14 protein-coding genes are annotated in these 14,733 nt (G+C 73.9%); 8 read left to right on the top strand and 6 right to left on the bottom strand.

Translation table 11 applies throughout. The features are described 5' to 3' along the window. Positions 1 to 39: 39 nt before the first annotated feature. A complete protein-coding gene (locus AB0M29_RS05500; RefSeq protein ID WP_365379282.1) occupies positions 40 to 606 on the bottom strand; it encodes a TetR family transcriptional regulator in 567 nt (188 codons plus the stop codon). Between the two features lie 112 nt (positions 607 to 718). Here AB0M29_RS05500 and AB0M29_RS05505 point away from each other — a divergent pair, with 112 nt between their 5' ends. The 3 genes from AB0M29_RS05505 (at position 719) to AB0M29_RS05515 (ending at position 5,153) form a co-directional block, all read left to right on the top strand. After that, the gene (locus AB0M29_RS05505) at positions 719 to 1,642 is read left to right on the top strand and encodes an SDR family oxidoreductase (protein WP_365379284.1); all 924 of its coding nucleotides are present in this window, start codon (positions 719 to 721) and stop codon (positions 1,640 to 1,642) included. A gap of 563 nt (positions 1,643 to 2,205) precedes the next feature. Next, positions 2,206 to 3,558 (top strand): alpha/beta fold hydrolase, encoded by a 1,353-nt coding sequence (locus AB0M29_RS05510; RefSeq protein WP_365379287.1) that lies wholly within the window; start codon positions 2,206 to 2,208, stop codon positions 3,556 to 3,558. Continuing rightward, entirely contained in the window at positions 3,555 to 5,153 is a 1,599-nt protein-coding gene (locus AB0M29_RS05515) for an alpha/beta hydrolase (RefSeq protein WP_365379289.1), read from the top strand. Before AB0M29_RS05510 ends, AB0M29_RS05515 begins: the two co-directional genes overlap by 4 nt. Before the next feature lie 74 nt (positions 5,154 to 5,227). Here AB0M29_RS05515 and AB0M29_RS05520 read toward each other — a convergent pair whose 3' ends face one another. Next, entirely contained in the window at positions 5,228 to 6,070 is an 843-nt protein-coding gene (locus AB0M29_RS05520) for a UbiA family prenyltransferase (RefSeq protein ID WP_365379437.1), read from the bottom strand. 161 nt (positions 6,071 to 6,231) lie between these two features. Here AB0M29_RS05520 and AB0M29_RS05525 point away from each other — a divergent pair, with 161 nt between their 5' ends. Genes AB0M29_RS05525 through AB0M29_RS05535 form a run of 3 tightly spaced genes read left to right on the top strand, consistent with a single transcriptional unit; the run spans position 6,232 to position 8,867 of the window. Then, the gene (locus AB0M29_RS05525; protein WP_365379292.1) at positions 6,232 to 7,293 is read left to right on the top strand and encodes a 3-oxoacyl-[acyl-carrier-protein] synthase III C-terminal domain-containing protein; all 1,062 of its coding nucleotides are present in this window, start codon (positions 6,232 to 6,234) and stop codon (positions 7,291 to 7,293) included. Between the two features lie 12 nt (positions 7,294 to 7,305). Then, on the top strand, positions 7,306 to 7,857 hold the full coding sequence (locus AB0M29_RS05530) for an isoprenylcysteine carboxyl methyltransferase family protein (protein WP_365379294.1): 552 nt from the start codon (positions 7,306 to 7,308) through the stop codon (positions 7,855 to 7,857). After that, positions 7,854 to 8,867 (top strand): NAD(P)/FAD-dependent oxidoreductase, encoded by a 1,014-nt coding sequence (locus AB0M29_RS05535; RefSeq protein WP_365379296.1) that lies wholly within the window; start codon positions 7,854 to 7,856, stop codon positions 8,865 to 8,867. Before AB0M29_RS05530 ends, AB0M29_RS05535 begins: the two co-directional genes overlap by 4 nt. A gap of 62 nt (positions 8,868 to 8,929) precedes the next feature. Here AB0M29_RS05535 and AB0M29_RS05540 read toward each other — a convergent pair whose 3' ends face one another. Genes AB0M29_RS05540 through AB0M29_RS05550 form a run of 3 tightly spaced genes read right to left on the bottom strand, consistent with a single transcriptional unit; the run spans position 8,930 to position 11,337 of the window. Next, on the bottom strand, positions 8,930 to 9,409 hold the full coding sequence (locus AB0M29_RS05540) for a hypothetical protein (RefSeq protein ID WP_365379299.1): 480 nt from the start codon (positions 9,407 to 9,409) through the stop codon (positions 8,930 to 8,932). Between the two features lie 52 nt (positions 9,410 to 9,461). Then, complete coding sequence (locus tag AB0M29_RS05545; protein ID WP_365379301.1) at positions 9,462 to 10,292, bottom strand: heavy metal-binding domain-containing protein; 831 nt, start codon at positions 10,290 to 10,292, stop codon at positions 9,462 to 9,464. A gap of 22 nt (positions 10,293 to 10,314) precedes the next feature. Continuing rightward, positions 10,315 to 11,337 carry a heavy metal-binding domain-containing protein gene (locus tag AB0M29_RS05550; protein WP_365379304.1) on the bottom strand — a complete coding sequence of 341 codons (1,023 nt, stop codon included), beginning with the start codon at positions 11,335 to 11,337 and terminating at the stop codon, positions 10,315 to 10,317. A gap of 307 nt (positions 11,338 to 11,644) precedes the next feature. Between AB0M29_RS05550 and AB0M29_RS05555 the strand changes: the two genes are divergently transcribed. Both AB0M29_RS05555 and AB0M29_RS05560 read left to right on the top strand, forming a co-directional pair. Then, positions 11,645 to 12,061, top strand: coding sequence for a peptidase inhibitor family I36 protein (locus tag AB0M29_RS05555; RefSeq protein ID WP_365379307.1), 417 nt, complete (start codon positions 11,645 to 11,647; stop codon positions 12,059 to 12,061). 99 nt (positions 12,062 to 12,160) lie between these two features. Next, positions 12,161 to 13,987 carry a glycoside hydrolase family 15 protein gene (locus AB0M29_RS05560; RefSeq protein WP_365379309.1) on the top strand — a complete coding sequence of 609 codons (1,827 nt, stop codon included), beginning with the start codon at positions 12,161 to 12,163 and terminating at the stop codon, positions 13,985 to 13,987. Here the strand turns inward: AB0M29_RS05560 and AB0M29_RS05565 are convergent. Then, entirely contained in the window at positions 13,965 to 14,720 is a 756-nt protein-coding gene (locus AB0M29_RS05565; protein ID WP_365379312.1) for a class I SAM-dependent methyltransferase, read from the bottom strand. The two genes, AB0M29_RS05560 and AB0M29_RS05565, sit on opposite strands and share 23 nt — an antisense overlap. Between the last annotated feature and the right edge of the window lie 13 nt (positions 14,721 to 14,733).

Genomic DNA, 14,733 nt, shown 5'->3' on the forward strand with positions numbered 1-14,733 from the left:
GCGCGCAGTTCCCCGCGCCCCTTCGGGGCACGGCCTTCGTCATTCCCCCGCGGTCACCGCTTTGAGGTCGGCGAGGGTCTCGCGCAGGAAGTCGGCCAGGGGGCGGTCGCCGGGTTGGTCGACCCAGCGTTCGAAGCCGACGCGGAAGACGGCGCTGCCCGCCTCGGCGGTCAGAGTGGCAGCCGGGGCGCTGAGGCCGCGCGAGCGGAAGGTGGCGGCGAGGGCCGCGGTGATCGAGGCGAGTTTGATCAGCTCGCGTTCGCGCAGTTCGGTGTTGGCCATGATGACGGCCTGGCGTTGGCGGGCGAACTCGTGGCGGTCCGCGAAGAGTTCGGCGACGCTCTCCAGGGTCGCGGCCATGGCGTCGATCGGCGCGGCCGTCTCGGGAATGGCCGCGAGGGTGTCGGCGAAGGCCGTCTCCAGGGACTGCGCGCCGCCGAAGAGGACTTCCCGCTTGTCGGCGTAGTGCCGGAAGAACGTCCGCTCGCTGAGCCCGGCGCGTTCGGCGATCTGCGCGGCGGTGGTCTGCTCGAAGCCGCGCTCGCGATAGAGCTCCAGCGCCGCCTGCTCCAGGCGCCCGCGCGCGTTCGGCTGCCATCTACCCATGCGCCGATCCTACGTGATGGCAGTGACTGCCATCACGGTGCTACGGTTGATGGCAGTCACTGACATCAACCCCGCGTCGACCCGCGGTCGGCGCATCCCGGAGGTTCTCCCCATGCGTGTCTTCATCACCGGTGCGTCCGGCTGGATCGGCTCGGCCGTTGTTCCCGAGCTGATCGGCGCCGGGCACCAGGTCGTCGGCCTCGCCCGCTCCGACGCCTCGGCCGCCGCCCTGACCGCGGCCGGGGCCGAGGTCCGCCGCGGCACGATCGACGCTCTCGACACCCTGCGCGGCGCGGCCGCCGACTCCGACGGTGTCATCCACCTGGCCTTCAAGCACGATGTGGCGTTCAGCGGCGGCTTCGACGAGGCGGCCGACGCGGACCGGCGTGCCATCGACGCCTTCGGCGAGGCGCTGGCCGGCACCGGCCGCCCGTTCCTGATCGCCTCCGGGACGCTCGGACTGGCGCCGGGGCGGGTCGCGACCGAGGAGGACGGCCGGGCGGACGCCCACATGACCGGCGGCCCCGCCAAGCGGCAGGCCAACGCGCGGGCCACGCTCGCCCTCGCCGCCGACGGCGTCCGCGCGTCGGTCGTGCGGCTGCCCCCGACCGTGCACGGCGACGGGGACAAGGGCTTCCTGGCCGCGGTGGTCGCCATCGCCCGGCAGAAGGGCGTCTCCGGCTACATCGGCGACGGCACCAACCGCTGGCCCGCCGTGCACCGCGCCGACGCCGCCCACCTCTTCCGCCTCGCCCTGGAGCAGGCCCCGGCCGGATCCCTGCTGCACGCGACCGCCGACGAGGGCGTACCGATCCGCGACGTCGCCGAGGTCATCGGCCGCCACCTCGGCCTGCCCCTGGCCTCGGTCTCCCCCGGCGACGCGGCGGAGCACTTCGGCTGGCTCGGCGGCTTCCTCGGCCTCGACAGCCCCGCCTCCAGCGCCCGCACCCGCGAGCTGCTCGGGTGGCGGCCGAGCCGGCCGGGTCTCCTCGACGACCTCGGCAAGGGCCACTACTTCACCCGACCGTCGGCCTGACCTCCCCGCACCGGCCCGCCCTCCCCGTCCCCGCCGGGAGGGTGGGCCCTCCCGTTCTCCGCCGCCCGACAACCCGTCGCGGGCGACCGCGTGATCCACAGGACACCCGCTGGTCCCGGAGGGTGACGCGGACCCCCGGGTGGAGCCCACGAGTGGTGGGCCGCTGCCCGCCCGCTCAGGCTGACGTCAGCAGTGCCCGCGCCGATCTTGCGGCGGCGGGCGAAGCGGTGCGGCGTCGCCAGGTCCACGCGGCCGGGGTGCCAGAGAGACGGGATCACATGACGGAACAGGGAAGCAGTCCGCGTCGCCTGCCGCCCGCTCGCGGGACCGGCGGAATCGTCAGAACGGCGCGACGCGGGTACGCATGGCGGCGGTCACGACCGGCGCGCACCACGATCGCGCTGCTCACAGCCGGTCTGGCCGTTCTGGCAGCGGCCGGCTCGACACCGGCCGGCGCCGCGTCACCACCCGGCGCGGCCCGGCCGGCACCTCCGGCGCGGTTCGTGGCCGGTCCCTGCCCGACGGCGCAACAGCCGGTCCCCGGACGGTGCGGGGTCCTGGAGGTGCCCGAGGACCGCGCCCACCCGAACGGGCGGACCGTCCGGCTGGCCGTGGTGATCATCCCGGCCGTGTCGAAGACGCCCGCGAAGGAACCCGTGGTGTTCATGACCGGGGGCCCGGGCGCCGACGCGATCGACGACATCCCCTTCCTGATCAGCTCCGGCGTGAACCGGAACAACCAACTGATCGTCATGGCCCAGCGCGGAACGCTCCATTCGGAGCCGAACCTCGCCTGCCCCGAGATCGACCGGTTCTACGCCCGCTCGGTGGGGCTGCGCTACGACGCGCCCTCGACCGGACGCCTCCTGGTGGCCGCGGCGAAACAGTGCCGGGACCGTCTGACGGGCCAGGGAATCGAGGTCAGCGCGTACAACACCACCGAGAACGCCGCCGACTTCGCGGATCTGCGCACGGCGCTCGGCATCCGCAGGTGGAACGTCTACGGGTACTCCTACGGCACCGACCTGGCCCTGACCTATCTGCGCCGGCACCCCCAGGGGATCCGCGCGGTGGGGATCGACTCCGTCGTACCGCCGCAGATCGTGAGCCTTCCGTGGACCTGGGACAGCGCCCAGGAGGGGATCGGCGCGATCTTCGCGGCATGCGCGGCCCAGCCGCGCTGCAGGACCCGCTACCCGGATCTCCCGCGCACCCTGACACAGCAGGTGCGGCGGCTGGAGGCGCACCCCCTCACGCTGACGGCGACCCCGCCGGGCGGCGGTGACCCGGTGAGGGTCGTCCTCGACGGCGGCGCGCTGGTGAACCTGCTGGTCGCCAACGCCGTTCCGGCCGTCGACGTCCCCGCGGCCCTCGACGCCCTCGCCCACGGACACCCCGAAGTCTTCGCGCGGGCGCGCGCCGCAGGCGCGAACCCCGTCATCGGTGAGTTCGCCCACGGCCTGACGCAGTCGGTGGCCTGCGCCGAGTGGGTGCCGGGCTATACGGAGTCCGACCTGCTGAAGGCGGGGCGCAGGGCGTTCCCCGGGTGGCCGGACCCGGTCCTGGCCCAGGCTCCGCAGCTTCCCTTCCAGAACGACGTCTGCCGCGTCTGGAACGTCCCCGACCGCACCCCCGTCCAGCGGGTGACCACCGTCAGCGGCGTGCCCACGCTCATCGTCTCCGGGACCTTCGACATGAAGACCGGAGCGCGGTGGGGCGCGTTCACGGGCCGCACGCTGTCCCGCTCGACCTACGTGCTGATTCCCGGCATCGGCCACTGGGTGGTCCCCCAGTCGCCGTGCGCGCAGAGCGTCCTGGCCTCCTTCCTCGTCCGTCCGACCGCGCCCGACACCTCCTGCGTGGCGGGACTCGCACCGAAACCGTTCACCATCACCCCTGAACCGGAGAGCGCATGATGCCCAGTCGGCCGCCCCACCACCGGCGTACCCTTCGACGGCTCCCCGCGGCGTTCGCCGCGACCGCGGCCGGCGTGCTCGTCGTCGGCCTCGCCGTGACACCCGCTCAGGCCCGGGGCGGTGCCCGGGCGCCGCTCGGCACGGTCGCCGGTACGGTGGGCGACGCCCGCTACGTGCCGGGCCCCTGCCCCAGGACGGCGGACCCGGCCCCCGCTCTGGAGGGCGCTCGCTGCGGAACGCTCACCGTGCCCGAGGACCGCTCGCTCCGCCGCGCGAAGGGACGGAGGATCACCCTGGGCGTGGCGATCCTGCCCGCGCTCACCAGCAGACCGGCGCCCGACCCCACCGTGTGGTTCGCCGGCGGGCCCGGCGACGACGCGGTCTCCGAGGCCCAGCTGGCGGTCGACGGCGGCCTCAACCGCGACCGCGACGTGATCCTCATGTCCCAGCGGGGCACCTACTCGGCCGACCCGGCGCTGCTGTGCCCGAACATCGACGAGTTCAACGCGCGCGCCGTCGGCCTCGTCTACGGCGCGCCGTCCACCGGCGCCCTGCACGTCCAGGCGACGAAGGCGTGCCGCGCCCAGCTGCTGAACCTCACCCGCGACCTCGGCGCGTACAACGGCACCGAGAGCGCCACCGACTACGCCGACCTGCGCCTCGCACTGGGCCTGAAGCAGTGGAACGTGTTCGGCATCTCGTACGGCACCGACCTGGCGCTCATGTACATGCGCGACCACCCCCAGGGCATCCGGTCGGTCGGTATCGACGGCGTCCTGCCGCCGTCCCTGGCGAGCGGAGCCCTGACCTGGAAGGCGGCACGTGAGGGCTTCGACGGCCTGTTCACGGCCTGCGCGCGGCAGCCCGCCTGCGCGCGCCGCTACCCGCATCTGTCGGCCACCTTCGACGGCCTCGTCCGGCGGCTCGAAGCCCATCCCCTCACCACCACCGTCACGGTGCCCGGTCAGCCGGCGCCGGTGAAGGTGGTGCTGGACGGCGGCGTCCTGGTGAACTGGCTGACCTCCGCCACCCATGTGGCGGCCGGGGTGCCCCGCTCCATCGACGAGCTGGCGCACGGCAACCCGCAGCGCATCGCCGAGCAGTGGGCGGGCGGCAAGCTCAGCCCGCAGGCCATCGGGAGGGTCGCCCACGGCCTCTCCTACGGCGTCTTCTGCAGCGAGTGGACGCCGTTCGAGACGGAGAACGACGTGATCCAGGGCGGGCGGCGGGTGTTCCCGTCGTACCCCACCTCGGTGCTCGCCAACGCCCCGCAGCTCGCGTTCCTCCACGCTGACTGCCGCGCCTGGAACATCCCGGCGGCCTCCCCGTCGGTCCGCGCGGTGACCCGCAGCAGCATCCCGACGCTCGTCATGTCGGGCGGGTTCGACGCGCAGACCGCGGCGAGCAACGGCCCGTACGTCGCCCGCACGCTGAGCCGGTCGACCGTCGTCACCGTCCCGTACACCGCCCATGTCACCTATGCCGGGTCGCCGTGCGCGCAGCGAATCGCCGACTCGTTCTTCGACCACCCGACCGCGCCGAACACCGGTTGCCTCGCGGGTGTCCAGCCGCCCCAGTTCGAGATCGCCCCGTAGGTCGGGACGATGCTCCGAGGGCCCGGGCCCGGCCGGATCCACCGGCCGGGTCCGGGCCCGCACCACGAGGTCGGTCAGGCGATGGCGGTGCCGCGAAGAAGCAGCAGGGCCACGTCCAGTGCCGCCACCGCGACCGCCGCGGCGAACGCCGCCCGCTCCCAGCGGCGGCCCAGTACGGTGCCGGCCGCCGACAGCAGGGCGGCCGCCGCGAGTCCCGCCGCCCCCCGGACGCCGGGCCCTCCCGCCGGTCCCAGGACCAGTACGGCGGAGGCGGCCGTCAAGGGCACCGGCAGCAGCAGCCGGACGCGCCGCGGGCCCAGGCGCTGCGGCCAGCCGCGGACGCCCGCCGCCAGATCCGTGGCGATGTCGGGCAGCACGTCGCCGAGGTGGGCGCCGATCCCGAGCAGGGCGCCCGCGGTGACGACCCACCAGGTCGGCCACGGGTGTCCCGGCAGGCCCAGTGCCACGAACGCGGGGAGCGCGGCGAAGCCGGCCGCGTAGGGGGCCCAGGACCACACCGTGGCCTTGAGCCGCAGGTTGTACGCCCACGCCGCCTTCACCGCGGCGAGGTGGACGGCGCCCGCCGCAAGGCCACAGGCAAGGGAGAGCGGCACGCAGAGACCCTGGGCGACGAAGGCCGCCAGCCACACGGCCCGCACACTCACCGTTCCGTCGACGACGGGTTTGCGGCGGCGCCCGGCGGCGATGTCCCGGCGCGCGTCGACGGCGTCGTTGCACCACCCGACGGAGAGCTGCCCGGCCAGGACCGCGAGAGCGGTCAGCACGCAACGCCCGGCGCTCTGCCCGGCGGCCACGGCGAGCGCCGAGGTCAGCGCGGTGACCGCGACGACCGGGCCCGGGTGGCACGCCCCGGCAAGACCGACCGCGCCTGCCGTCCGGCCCCGCCGCGGGGACATGACGCCGTCGACCGCCACCTGCTCGGGAGTGCCCACCGGCCGATCGTAAGCACCGGCGGGCTTCCGCGGCCGGGCCGGAGGGCCGGATGGGCGATCACCGGTACCCGGCCCCCGGCCCGGGGCACTGATGTACAGCAGCCGACCTCGAGGCGGTAACCGACATGACCCGGATCGCGGCCGTTCACGGCGTTCTCGCCGGGCACCGGTACGCCCAGCGCGAGATCACGGACATGGTGGCCCGCGCCTGCCTGCCCCCGGGCGCCGACCGCCGACTGCTGGACCGGCTGCACATCGACGCCCAGGTGCGCTCCCGCACCATGGCGCTGCCGCTGGACGCGTACGACGCGCTGGACGGCTTCGGCGCCGCCAACGACACCTTCATCACCGCCGCCACGGCCCTGGGCGCCACCGCGGTCCGCGGGGCGCTGCACAGCGCGGGCGTGTCCCCCGCCGACGTCGACCTGCTGATGTTCACCTCGATCACCGGTATCGCCACCCCCTCCGTCGACGCGCGGCTCGTGGGCCGCCTGGGACTGCGTCCCGACGTACGGCGGCTGCCGCTGTTCGGCCTCGGGTGCGCGGGCGGGGCGGCGGGCCTGGCGCGGATGCACGACTACCTGCTGGGGCGGCCCGGCGACGTGGCGGTGCTGCTCTCGGTCGAGCTGTGCTCGCTGACCTTCCAGCGCAACGACGCCTCGGTGGCCAACCTGGTCGCCACCGGGCTCTTCGGTGACGGCGCCGCCGCGGTCGTCGCCTGCGGGGCCGACCGTACGGAGGCGGCCGCAGGCCCGACGGTCGTCGACACCCGCAGCAGTCTGTATCCGGACACCGAGCACCTGCTCGGCTGGGACATCACGGACTCCGGCTTCCGGATCGTCCTCGACGCGGGCGTCCCCGACGCCGTCCGCCGCCACCTCGGGGACGACGTCCGCGGCTTCCTCGACGAGCACGGCCTCAAGCCGAAGGACGTGGCCGCCTGGGTCTGCCACCCGGGCGGCCCCAAGGTGCTGGACGCCGTCGAGGACGCCCTCGAACTCCCCGGCGGGGCACTGGATCTCACCCGGCGGCACCTGGCCGCGGTGGGCAACCTGTCGTCCTCGTCGGTGTTCCACCTGCTGCGCGACACCCTGGCCGCCGAGCGCCCGCCGCCGCCCGGCTCACCGGGTCTGCTGATGGCGATGGGGCCCGGCTTCGCCTGCGAACTGGTCCTGCTGCGCTGGTAGTCCGGAGGAAGCATGCTTTGGTACACGCTGCTGGTGGCCGCGGTCGCCGCCGAGCGCATCGCCGAACTCGTCGTCGCCCGGCGCAACGAGCGGTGGAGCGCCGCCCGCGGTGCGATCGTCACAGGGCAGGGCCACTACCCGGCGATGGTCGCCCTCCACACGGGCCTGCTGGCGGGGTGCGTCGTCGAGGTGTGGCTCGCCCACCGGCCCTTCCTGCCCGCCCTGGGCTGGCCGATGCTGGGTGTGCTGGCGGCGGCCCAGGCACTGCGGTGGTGGTGCGTCAGCACCCTGGGGCCGCGCTGGAACACCCGGGTGATCGTCGTACCGGGGCTGCCCCTGGTCAGCGGCGGCCCCTACCGGTGGCTGCGGCATCCGAACTACGTGGCCGTCGTCGCCGAGGGTCTTGCGCTGCCGCTGGTGCACACCGCGTGGATCACCGCGGCGGCCTTCACCGCGCTCGACGCCGTACTGCTCGGGGTGCGGATCCGCTGCGAGGACGAGACGCTGGCCGCCGCGTGCCGCGTCGCGCCGGCGTTCGGCGCGGGGCGGGACGTGACACCGTGATCGATGTGCTGGTGGCCGGTGGCGGACCGGCCGGTCTGGCGTCCGCCATCCACGCCGCGCTCGCCGGGATGGAGGCGGTCGTCGTCGAACCGCGCACCTCCCCGGTGGACAAGGCGTGCGGCGAGGGCGTGATGCCCAGCGGCGTCGCCGCGCTGCGCGCCCTGGGCGTCGACGCCACCGGCCGCGAGCTGCGCGGCATCCGCTACCTGGACGGCGCCACGCAGGTGGAGGCCGCCTTTCGCGACCGGACGGGGCTGGGCATCAGGCGCACGGAGCTGCACGCGGCGCTGCACCGGCGGGCCCGTGACCTCGGCGTCCGGGTGGTGCCGGGGAAGATCGGGGAGGTACGCCAGAGCGCGGACGCGGTGAGCGCGGCGGGCCTGACCGCCCGTTGGCTGATCGCCGCGGACGGCCTGCACTCGCCGCTGCGCCGCGCCCTGGGCCTCGACCTGCCCAGCCGCGCCCCCGGCCGCTACGGGCTGCGCCGGCACTACCGGGTCGCGCCATGGTCCGACTTCGTGGACGTGCACTGGTCCGCGTGCGGCGAGGCGTACGTGACGCCCGTCGGCGACGACCTCGTCGGCGTCGCGATCCTGACCCGCGGCCGCCGCGGGTACGACGAGCACCTGGCCGGATTCCCCGGTCTCGCGGCGCTCCGGCACGGTCCCGTCGCCACCGCCGTACGCGGGGCGGGACCGCTGCGGCAGCGGGTGCGGGCCAGGGCCGCGGGGCGTGTGCTGCTCGTCGGGGACGCCGCGGGGTACGTCGACGCGCTCACCGGCGAGGGCATCGCGCTGGCGGTGGCGACCGCGGGCGCCGCCGTCCGCTGCCTGGCCGCGGGCCGCCCGGACTCCTACGAGCGCGACTGGGCGCGGCTGACCCGCCGCCACCGTCTGCTGACCGCCGCCCTGCTGGCCGCGACCCGCCGGGCACGCGCGGCCCGCCTCGTCGTCCCCACCGCCTCCCGGCTACCGCCCCTCTTCACGGCGGCGGTGCACGCACTGCAGTAGCGGCGGGACGCGCGGGGGGCATACGCGGGGCCCTTCGGTCGGCCTGGCCCGGCGCGAGGGGCTCAGTCGCCCAGGACCAGCTTCTCCAGCGCTGTGCGGGCGCGGGCGTCGGAGCGGGCCCGGACGGCCACCGCGGTCGCGAGTTCCCTCGCCCACTCGTCCAGCGGCACGGGCTTGCGCGAGAGCACCACGCCGCGCACGACCGTGGCCACCTCTCCCTGCGGGCGGCCGTGCGCCAGGGTGAGGACGAGCCGCCGCTCGTCCAGCGACACCTCGAGCTTCTCGACGGTGCCCTGGCGTCCGGCGAGCCGGTCGGCCATGCCGCGCTTGCGGGCGACGGTGACCGCGCCGGGCGGCAGGGCGTCCGCCAGCGACTCGGTCAGCACCCTGGCGTAGAGGTCCAGGTCCGCCGAGTCCCTGCGCAGGGTCGCGGCCAGCATGTCGATCGAGGTGTCCGGCTCCGGCTGCCCGCCGCCGCCCGCCGCGTCGCCCGCGGCGTCCTCGTCCTCCGGCCGTCCCGGTGAAGATCCCTGCTCGCTCATCGTGTGTTTCCTTGTACTCAAGAACCGATCCGACAGCCGGACGCCGAGCTTCTCATCCGTCGAGGCTCAGCACCATCGTGGGCCGCTCGATCTCGTGGTCGGGCCGCAGCGGCCGAACCGCCGTGCCGATCGAGAAGAACTCGGTGGTGTGGCCGCCCCAGCGGTGGTTGTGGGCGTTGAGCTGCACGCCCACGACGCCTTCCGCGTGCAGCGACTCCGCCTCCGCCTGCATGCGGGCCATCGCCAGCTCGCGGGCGTCGTACAGCGCCTGCGTGAACTGCTCGATCTCGACGTTCTTGCCCATGTTCGAGAACACGGCGCTCATCTTCTGGTGCGCGATGTGGTAGACGCAGGTGCCCATCACCATGCCGAGCGGGGCGTATCCGGCGCGGATCAGCGTCCAGAAGTCCTGCCCCGACAGGTCCGAGGTGAAGGGCTGGTTCTTGTTGTTGCGCCAACTGCCGCCGCCGGGAGGCGGGTTGTCGGCCTTGACGGCGGTGCCGATCGCGATGAACTCGGCGATGTCGTTGCCGAACTCGCGTGCCTCCACCGTCAGCCGGACCCCGACGATGCCGTCGGCACCCAGCGCGGCGGCCTCCGCCTCCATCCGGGTCATCGCCAGCTCACGGGCGTGGTACATCGCCTGGCTGAGGGTATCCAGCTCCTGGTTCTTCCCCCAGCGGCCGATCTGGATGCCGACGTGGTAGATCGAACTGCCCAGCACCAGGCCGATCGGTTTGAAGCCCGCCTCGCGCACCAGCAGGAACTCGTTCACCGACAGGTCGCTGGTGAAGATCGAACCCGGCTTGCCCGGCTCCAGTTCCGCCAACCGCCGCATCGCGTCGGCGGGAACGCCCTCGGCGCTCGGCTGTGCGTCCGTCATGTCACTACCCCTCATCTACTCGTCACTCGTCCAACTCATCGATCTCCTGCACCAGCCGCCGGTACTCGCCACGGTCCCCGTACGGGCTGGACGCCACCGCCGCCAGCCGCTTGCGCAGCACGTCCCCGCGGGCGCCCAGCGGCAGCACCGACAGCGTCCGCGGCGGTTCCTGCCGGGCGCGGAAGCGCGCGATGGTGGTGCCCACCATCGTGGACTCCGCCACGTGGTCCTCCTGTTCGGAGTTGCTGCGGTTGCGCGCCCGCAGGCAGGACTCCTTCCACACCCGCAGACGGCTGTCCGCCATGACCACGCCGTCGCCGCCGCGCCCGGCGCCCTGCAGCTGCAACTGCCGCCGCGCGTCGGCGCGTACCACGTGCACCAGTTCGCTCCAGCCGCTCATCTCGACGTTGCGCCAGGAGTACGTCTGCGACTGGGTGCGGTAGTCGTCGTGCCGCACCCCGACCGACATGCCCACCAGCAGCTCGACGGGCACCCAGCCGGCCCCGAGCAGCTTCGCGAAGCCCTGCCCGTCCAGGTGCGAGGTGAACGGCCGCCCGGGACGGTACGCGCCGCGGGCCCGTACCGCCGTCCCGATCACCTGGAACTCCAGGCAGTTGGGTTGCGCCAGGAACGGGCTCATGGTCAGGGCGGCGGCCACCACGCCGTCACCGCCGAGTGCCCGGCACTCCGTGGACATCCGGTCCAGCGCGGTACGCCGGGCGGTGTCGAACACCGCGACGAGGTCCGCGGACGGCGCCCCGGCCCCCGACACGGCGACCGGCGCCTTCCCGATGTCGCCGTAGCTGTACCCGAACCCGGCCCCCGGGTACTGGCAGTCGTGGTAGATCCAGAACCGGCCGCTGCGCCCGATGTGGAAGACCGCCGACCCCATCACCTGGCCCACGGGCTCGAAGCCGACCGACCGGATCGCCGCGAACTCCCCGGTGGACAGCGCGGACGTCCATGTCCCGCCCGCCTTGGCGGCGGCCATCCGCTCCGCCGCGGCAGGCGGCAGTCCCTGCCCGCTCCATGGCTGCTCCGACATCTCTCCCACTGCCCTCCGTCCGCCGCGCCGGCGTGGATCCGCTCACAGCACCATAGAGCCCCCGGGGCGCGCGGCCGCTCACGGCCGTGCGGTTTCCACGGAACGGGCGAATTGCGGCGGCGAGGGCACGGAACGCACGAGAAATGGCCGCCGACGGCGGACCACGATGTGTGCATCACCGCACAAAGGGAACCTTTCATACCGGCCTTCATGGCCATAGCATCGACTCCCGAGGGGGGCGGTCGTCGGCATGCCATGGCTCCTTTCCCTCGGTTTGTCGTGCACCGTGGATTCGTAGGGGGATGCAATGCGCACAAGCACCGGACGTCGGGCGGCCCAGGCCGCCGCGGTGGCGACCATCACGCTCGGCGCGATGGGTCTGGCGACAGGAGGCGCGAAGGCCGACGCGCCGCCCGGCGGGGTCGAGACGTGCCCGAGCAATTCCGTGTGCCTTTACTTCAACTCGCCCGGAAATGGCTGGGGCTCGTTCGAGAACTGGTCCCCGGGCCAGCATCACATCGACCTGTCGTGCTGCACGTTCTCCCACTGGGCCAACGGTTCCGGGCATGGCGCGAACGTCTACGGGAATGCCGCGTCAATCGTCAATAACACCGACCATTTCGTGAACGTCTACCTGGAGAACGGCCGGTACGTGCACTTCGAGCCGTGGTTCGCGGGCTCGCTCAACCTCGCGTGGAACTACGACGCCGCTCTCGACACCTGATACACCGCCCGGGGCCGCGACATGCGGGGGCCGGGCCGCGGCGATAGCGTGGAGGGGCGGGTGACCACGGTGCCGCGGTGATGCGGCGAGGAGCGGCGCATGGCCGGGATGATCGAGGACTACGCGATCATCGGCGACCTGCAGACGGCCGCCCTGGTCGGCAGGGACGGCTCGATCGACTGGATGTGCGTACCCCGTTTCGACTCCCCCGCGTGCTTCGCCGCGCTGCTCGGGGACGCGCGGCACGGCTTCTGGCGGATTGCCCCGAGCAACCACCGGCCCTGCAACCACCGGCGGTACCTGGCGGACTCGCTGGTCCTGGAGTCGCGCTGGGACTCGGTCTTCGGCTCGGTCACGGTCACGGACTTCATGCCGCCGCGCAGCGGGCTGCCGCATGTGGTGCGCGTGGTGGAGGGCCTGAAGGGCACCGTGCCCATGCGCGGTGAGCTGCGCCCCCGCTTCAACCACGGCCGGGTGCGGCCCTGGACCCGTGTGGCGGACGCCCAGGTGCTGTCGGTGGCGGGGCCTGACTCCGTCTGGCTGACCGCGGACCCGCGGGCGTCGGTGCAGGTCACCGAGGACGGCACCCTCCTGGAGTTCACCGTGCGGGAGGGCGAGCGGCTGGCCTTCGTCCTCAGCTGGGTGCCCTCGCACGAGGCCGAGCCGCCGTCCTTCGACGCCCTCGACGGGCTGACGCGGACCCTGGACTACTGGCGGCGCTGGACGGCGAAGTGCCGTTACCGCGGCCCCTGGCGGGACGCGGTGGTCCGCTCCCTGGTCACCGTCAAGGCCCTCATCTACGCCCCCACCGGCGGCATCGTGGCCGCCCCCACGGCGTCCCTGCCGCAGCGCGTCGGGGGACGGCTCAACTGGGACTACCGCTTCTGCTGGCTGCGCGACGCCACATTCGCCCTGTCCTGCCTGCTGCGCAGCGGCTACTGGGAGGAGGCCGTGGCCTGGCGGGAGTGGCTGCTGCGCGCCGTGGCCGGCGATCCGGCGGATCTGCAGAGCCTGTACGGGCTGGCCGGGCAGCGGCGGCTGCCCGGTGAGGCGCCCGCCGGGTGGCTGCCGGGCTACGAGGGGTCCGCGCCGGTGAGGTTCGGGAACGCGGCGGCGGGGCAGTTCCCGCTGGACGTGTACGGCGCGGTGCTGGACACCCTGCATCTGTCGCTGCGGGCGGGCGTGCCGGTCGAGGACCATGTCTGGGGGCTCGTCCGGGCCCTGATGGGCTTCCTCCAGGAGCACTGGCGGGAGCCGGACGAGGGGCGCTGGGAGGCGCGCGGGCCCCGGCGGCAGTTCGTCCACTCCAAGGTCATGTGCTGGGTGGCCGCGGACCGCGCCCTGCGGATCCAGGAGATCACCGGGCACCCGGGGCCGGTCGCGCAGTGGCGGGCGCTGCGCGACGACATCCACCGCGAGGTGTGCGAGCGGGGCTGGGACGCGGAGTTGGGCGCGTTCGTGCAGTTCTACGGGGGCCGGGTGCTCGACGCCTCGGGGCTGCTGATCCCCGCGGTGGGGTTCCTGCCCGCGGACGACCCGCGGGTGGGGGGCACCGTGGCGGCGATGGGCGCGCTCGACCACCACGGCTTCCTGCGCCGGTCCGCGGCCGCGGACGGGGACGGGCAGGATCTCGACGGCGCTGGGGTGCCGGGGCCCGAAGGGGCGTTCCTGGCCTGCTCCTTGTGGCGGGCGGACGCGCTGGCCCGTACCGGCAGGACCGCCGAGGCGCGTGCGGCGTTCGAGGCGGTCCTCGGCGTGCGCAATGACGTGGGGCTGTTGTCCGAGGTCTGGGATCCGGTGACGGGCCGTCAACTCGGCAACACCCCACAGGCGTTCAGCCACATCGCGCTCGTCAACGCGGCCCTGGCGCTGCGGGACGCCGGGGCGGGGCGGTTCCCGGCGCTCAGCGCGCGCCGTTCCGCCTGACCGCGGTGAGCAGCACCATGCCGGTGTCGCCGTAGTCGGGCAGCGTGGGGTCGGAGCCCAGCCGGGTGATCCGCAACTCGTCGGTGTGCGGCGCGAACACCTCCCGTACGGTATCGGCATCCACCGGGTAGCCGGGCCACAGCGGGGAGTCCCCGATGCGGTAGCTCGGCATGTTCTCCATGAACGCGGCGACCAGGTGGCCGCCCGGCCGTACCGCGTGGATGAAGAGCCGGCAGAACGCGGCGAACTCGTCGGCGTCCTCGGTCACGCTCTCCGCCACGAAGTTCATCGAGGCCAGGTCGTAGGTCCCGGCGGGTACGGCGCGGACGTCGCCGTGCACCACGCGGATCCGGGCCAGCGCCGCGGGCAGCGTCACGGGCAGCGCCGGGTCCAGCTCGCGGCACAGGGCGTAGAACGGCAGCCAGCTCGCGTCCGGGCCGTCGCCGAGCTGGCCGGTGAGGTAGCCGACGCTCGCGCTGCTCAGCTCGACCGCGTCGATGTGCCGGGCGGCGGCCCCGGCGAGCATCAGCGGGTAGAGGTTGGGGCCGGCCCCGAACTCCAGGCACTTCCCGGCGGCGCCGGGCGCGAACCGCCGGTAGAAGGCGGAGTGGTGCCGGATGACGGCCGCGTCGATGGGGTGCAGCAGCCGGTAGTTCTCGGCCAGGTACCGCTGGACCGGCCAGCGGTCCCACTCGGTGTCGTCGTTGCGCAGGGGCCCGGGCGTGTCAGACATGGCGGATGACCCG

Origin of the sequence: Streptomyces sp. NPDC051976 (genome assembly GCF_040680795.1) — a bacterium.
Classification (GTDB): Bacteria; Actinomycetota; Actinomycetes; order Streptomycetales; family Streptomycetaceae; genus Actinacidiphila.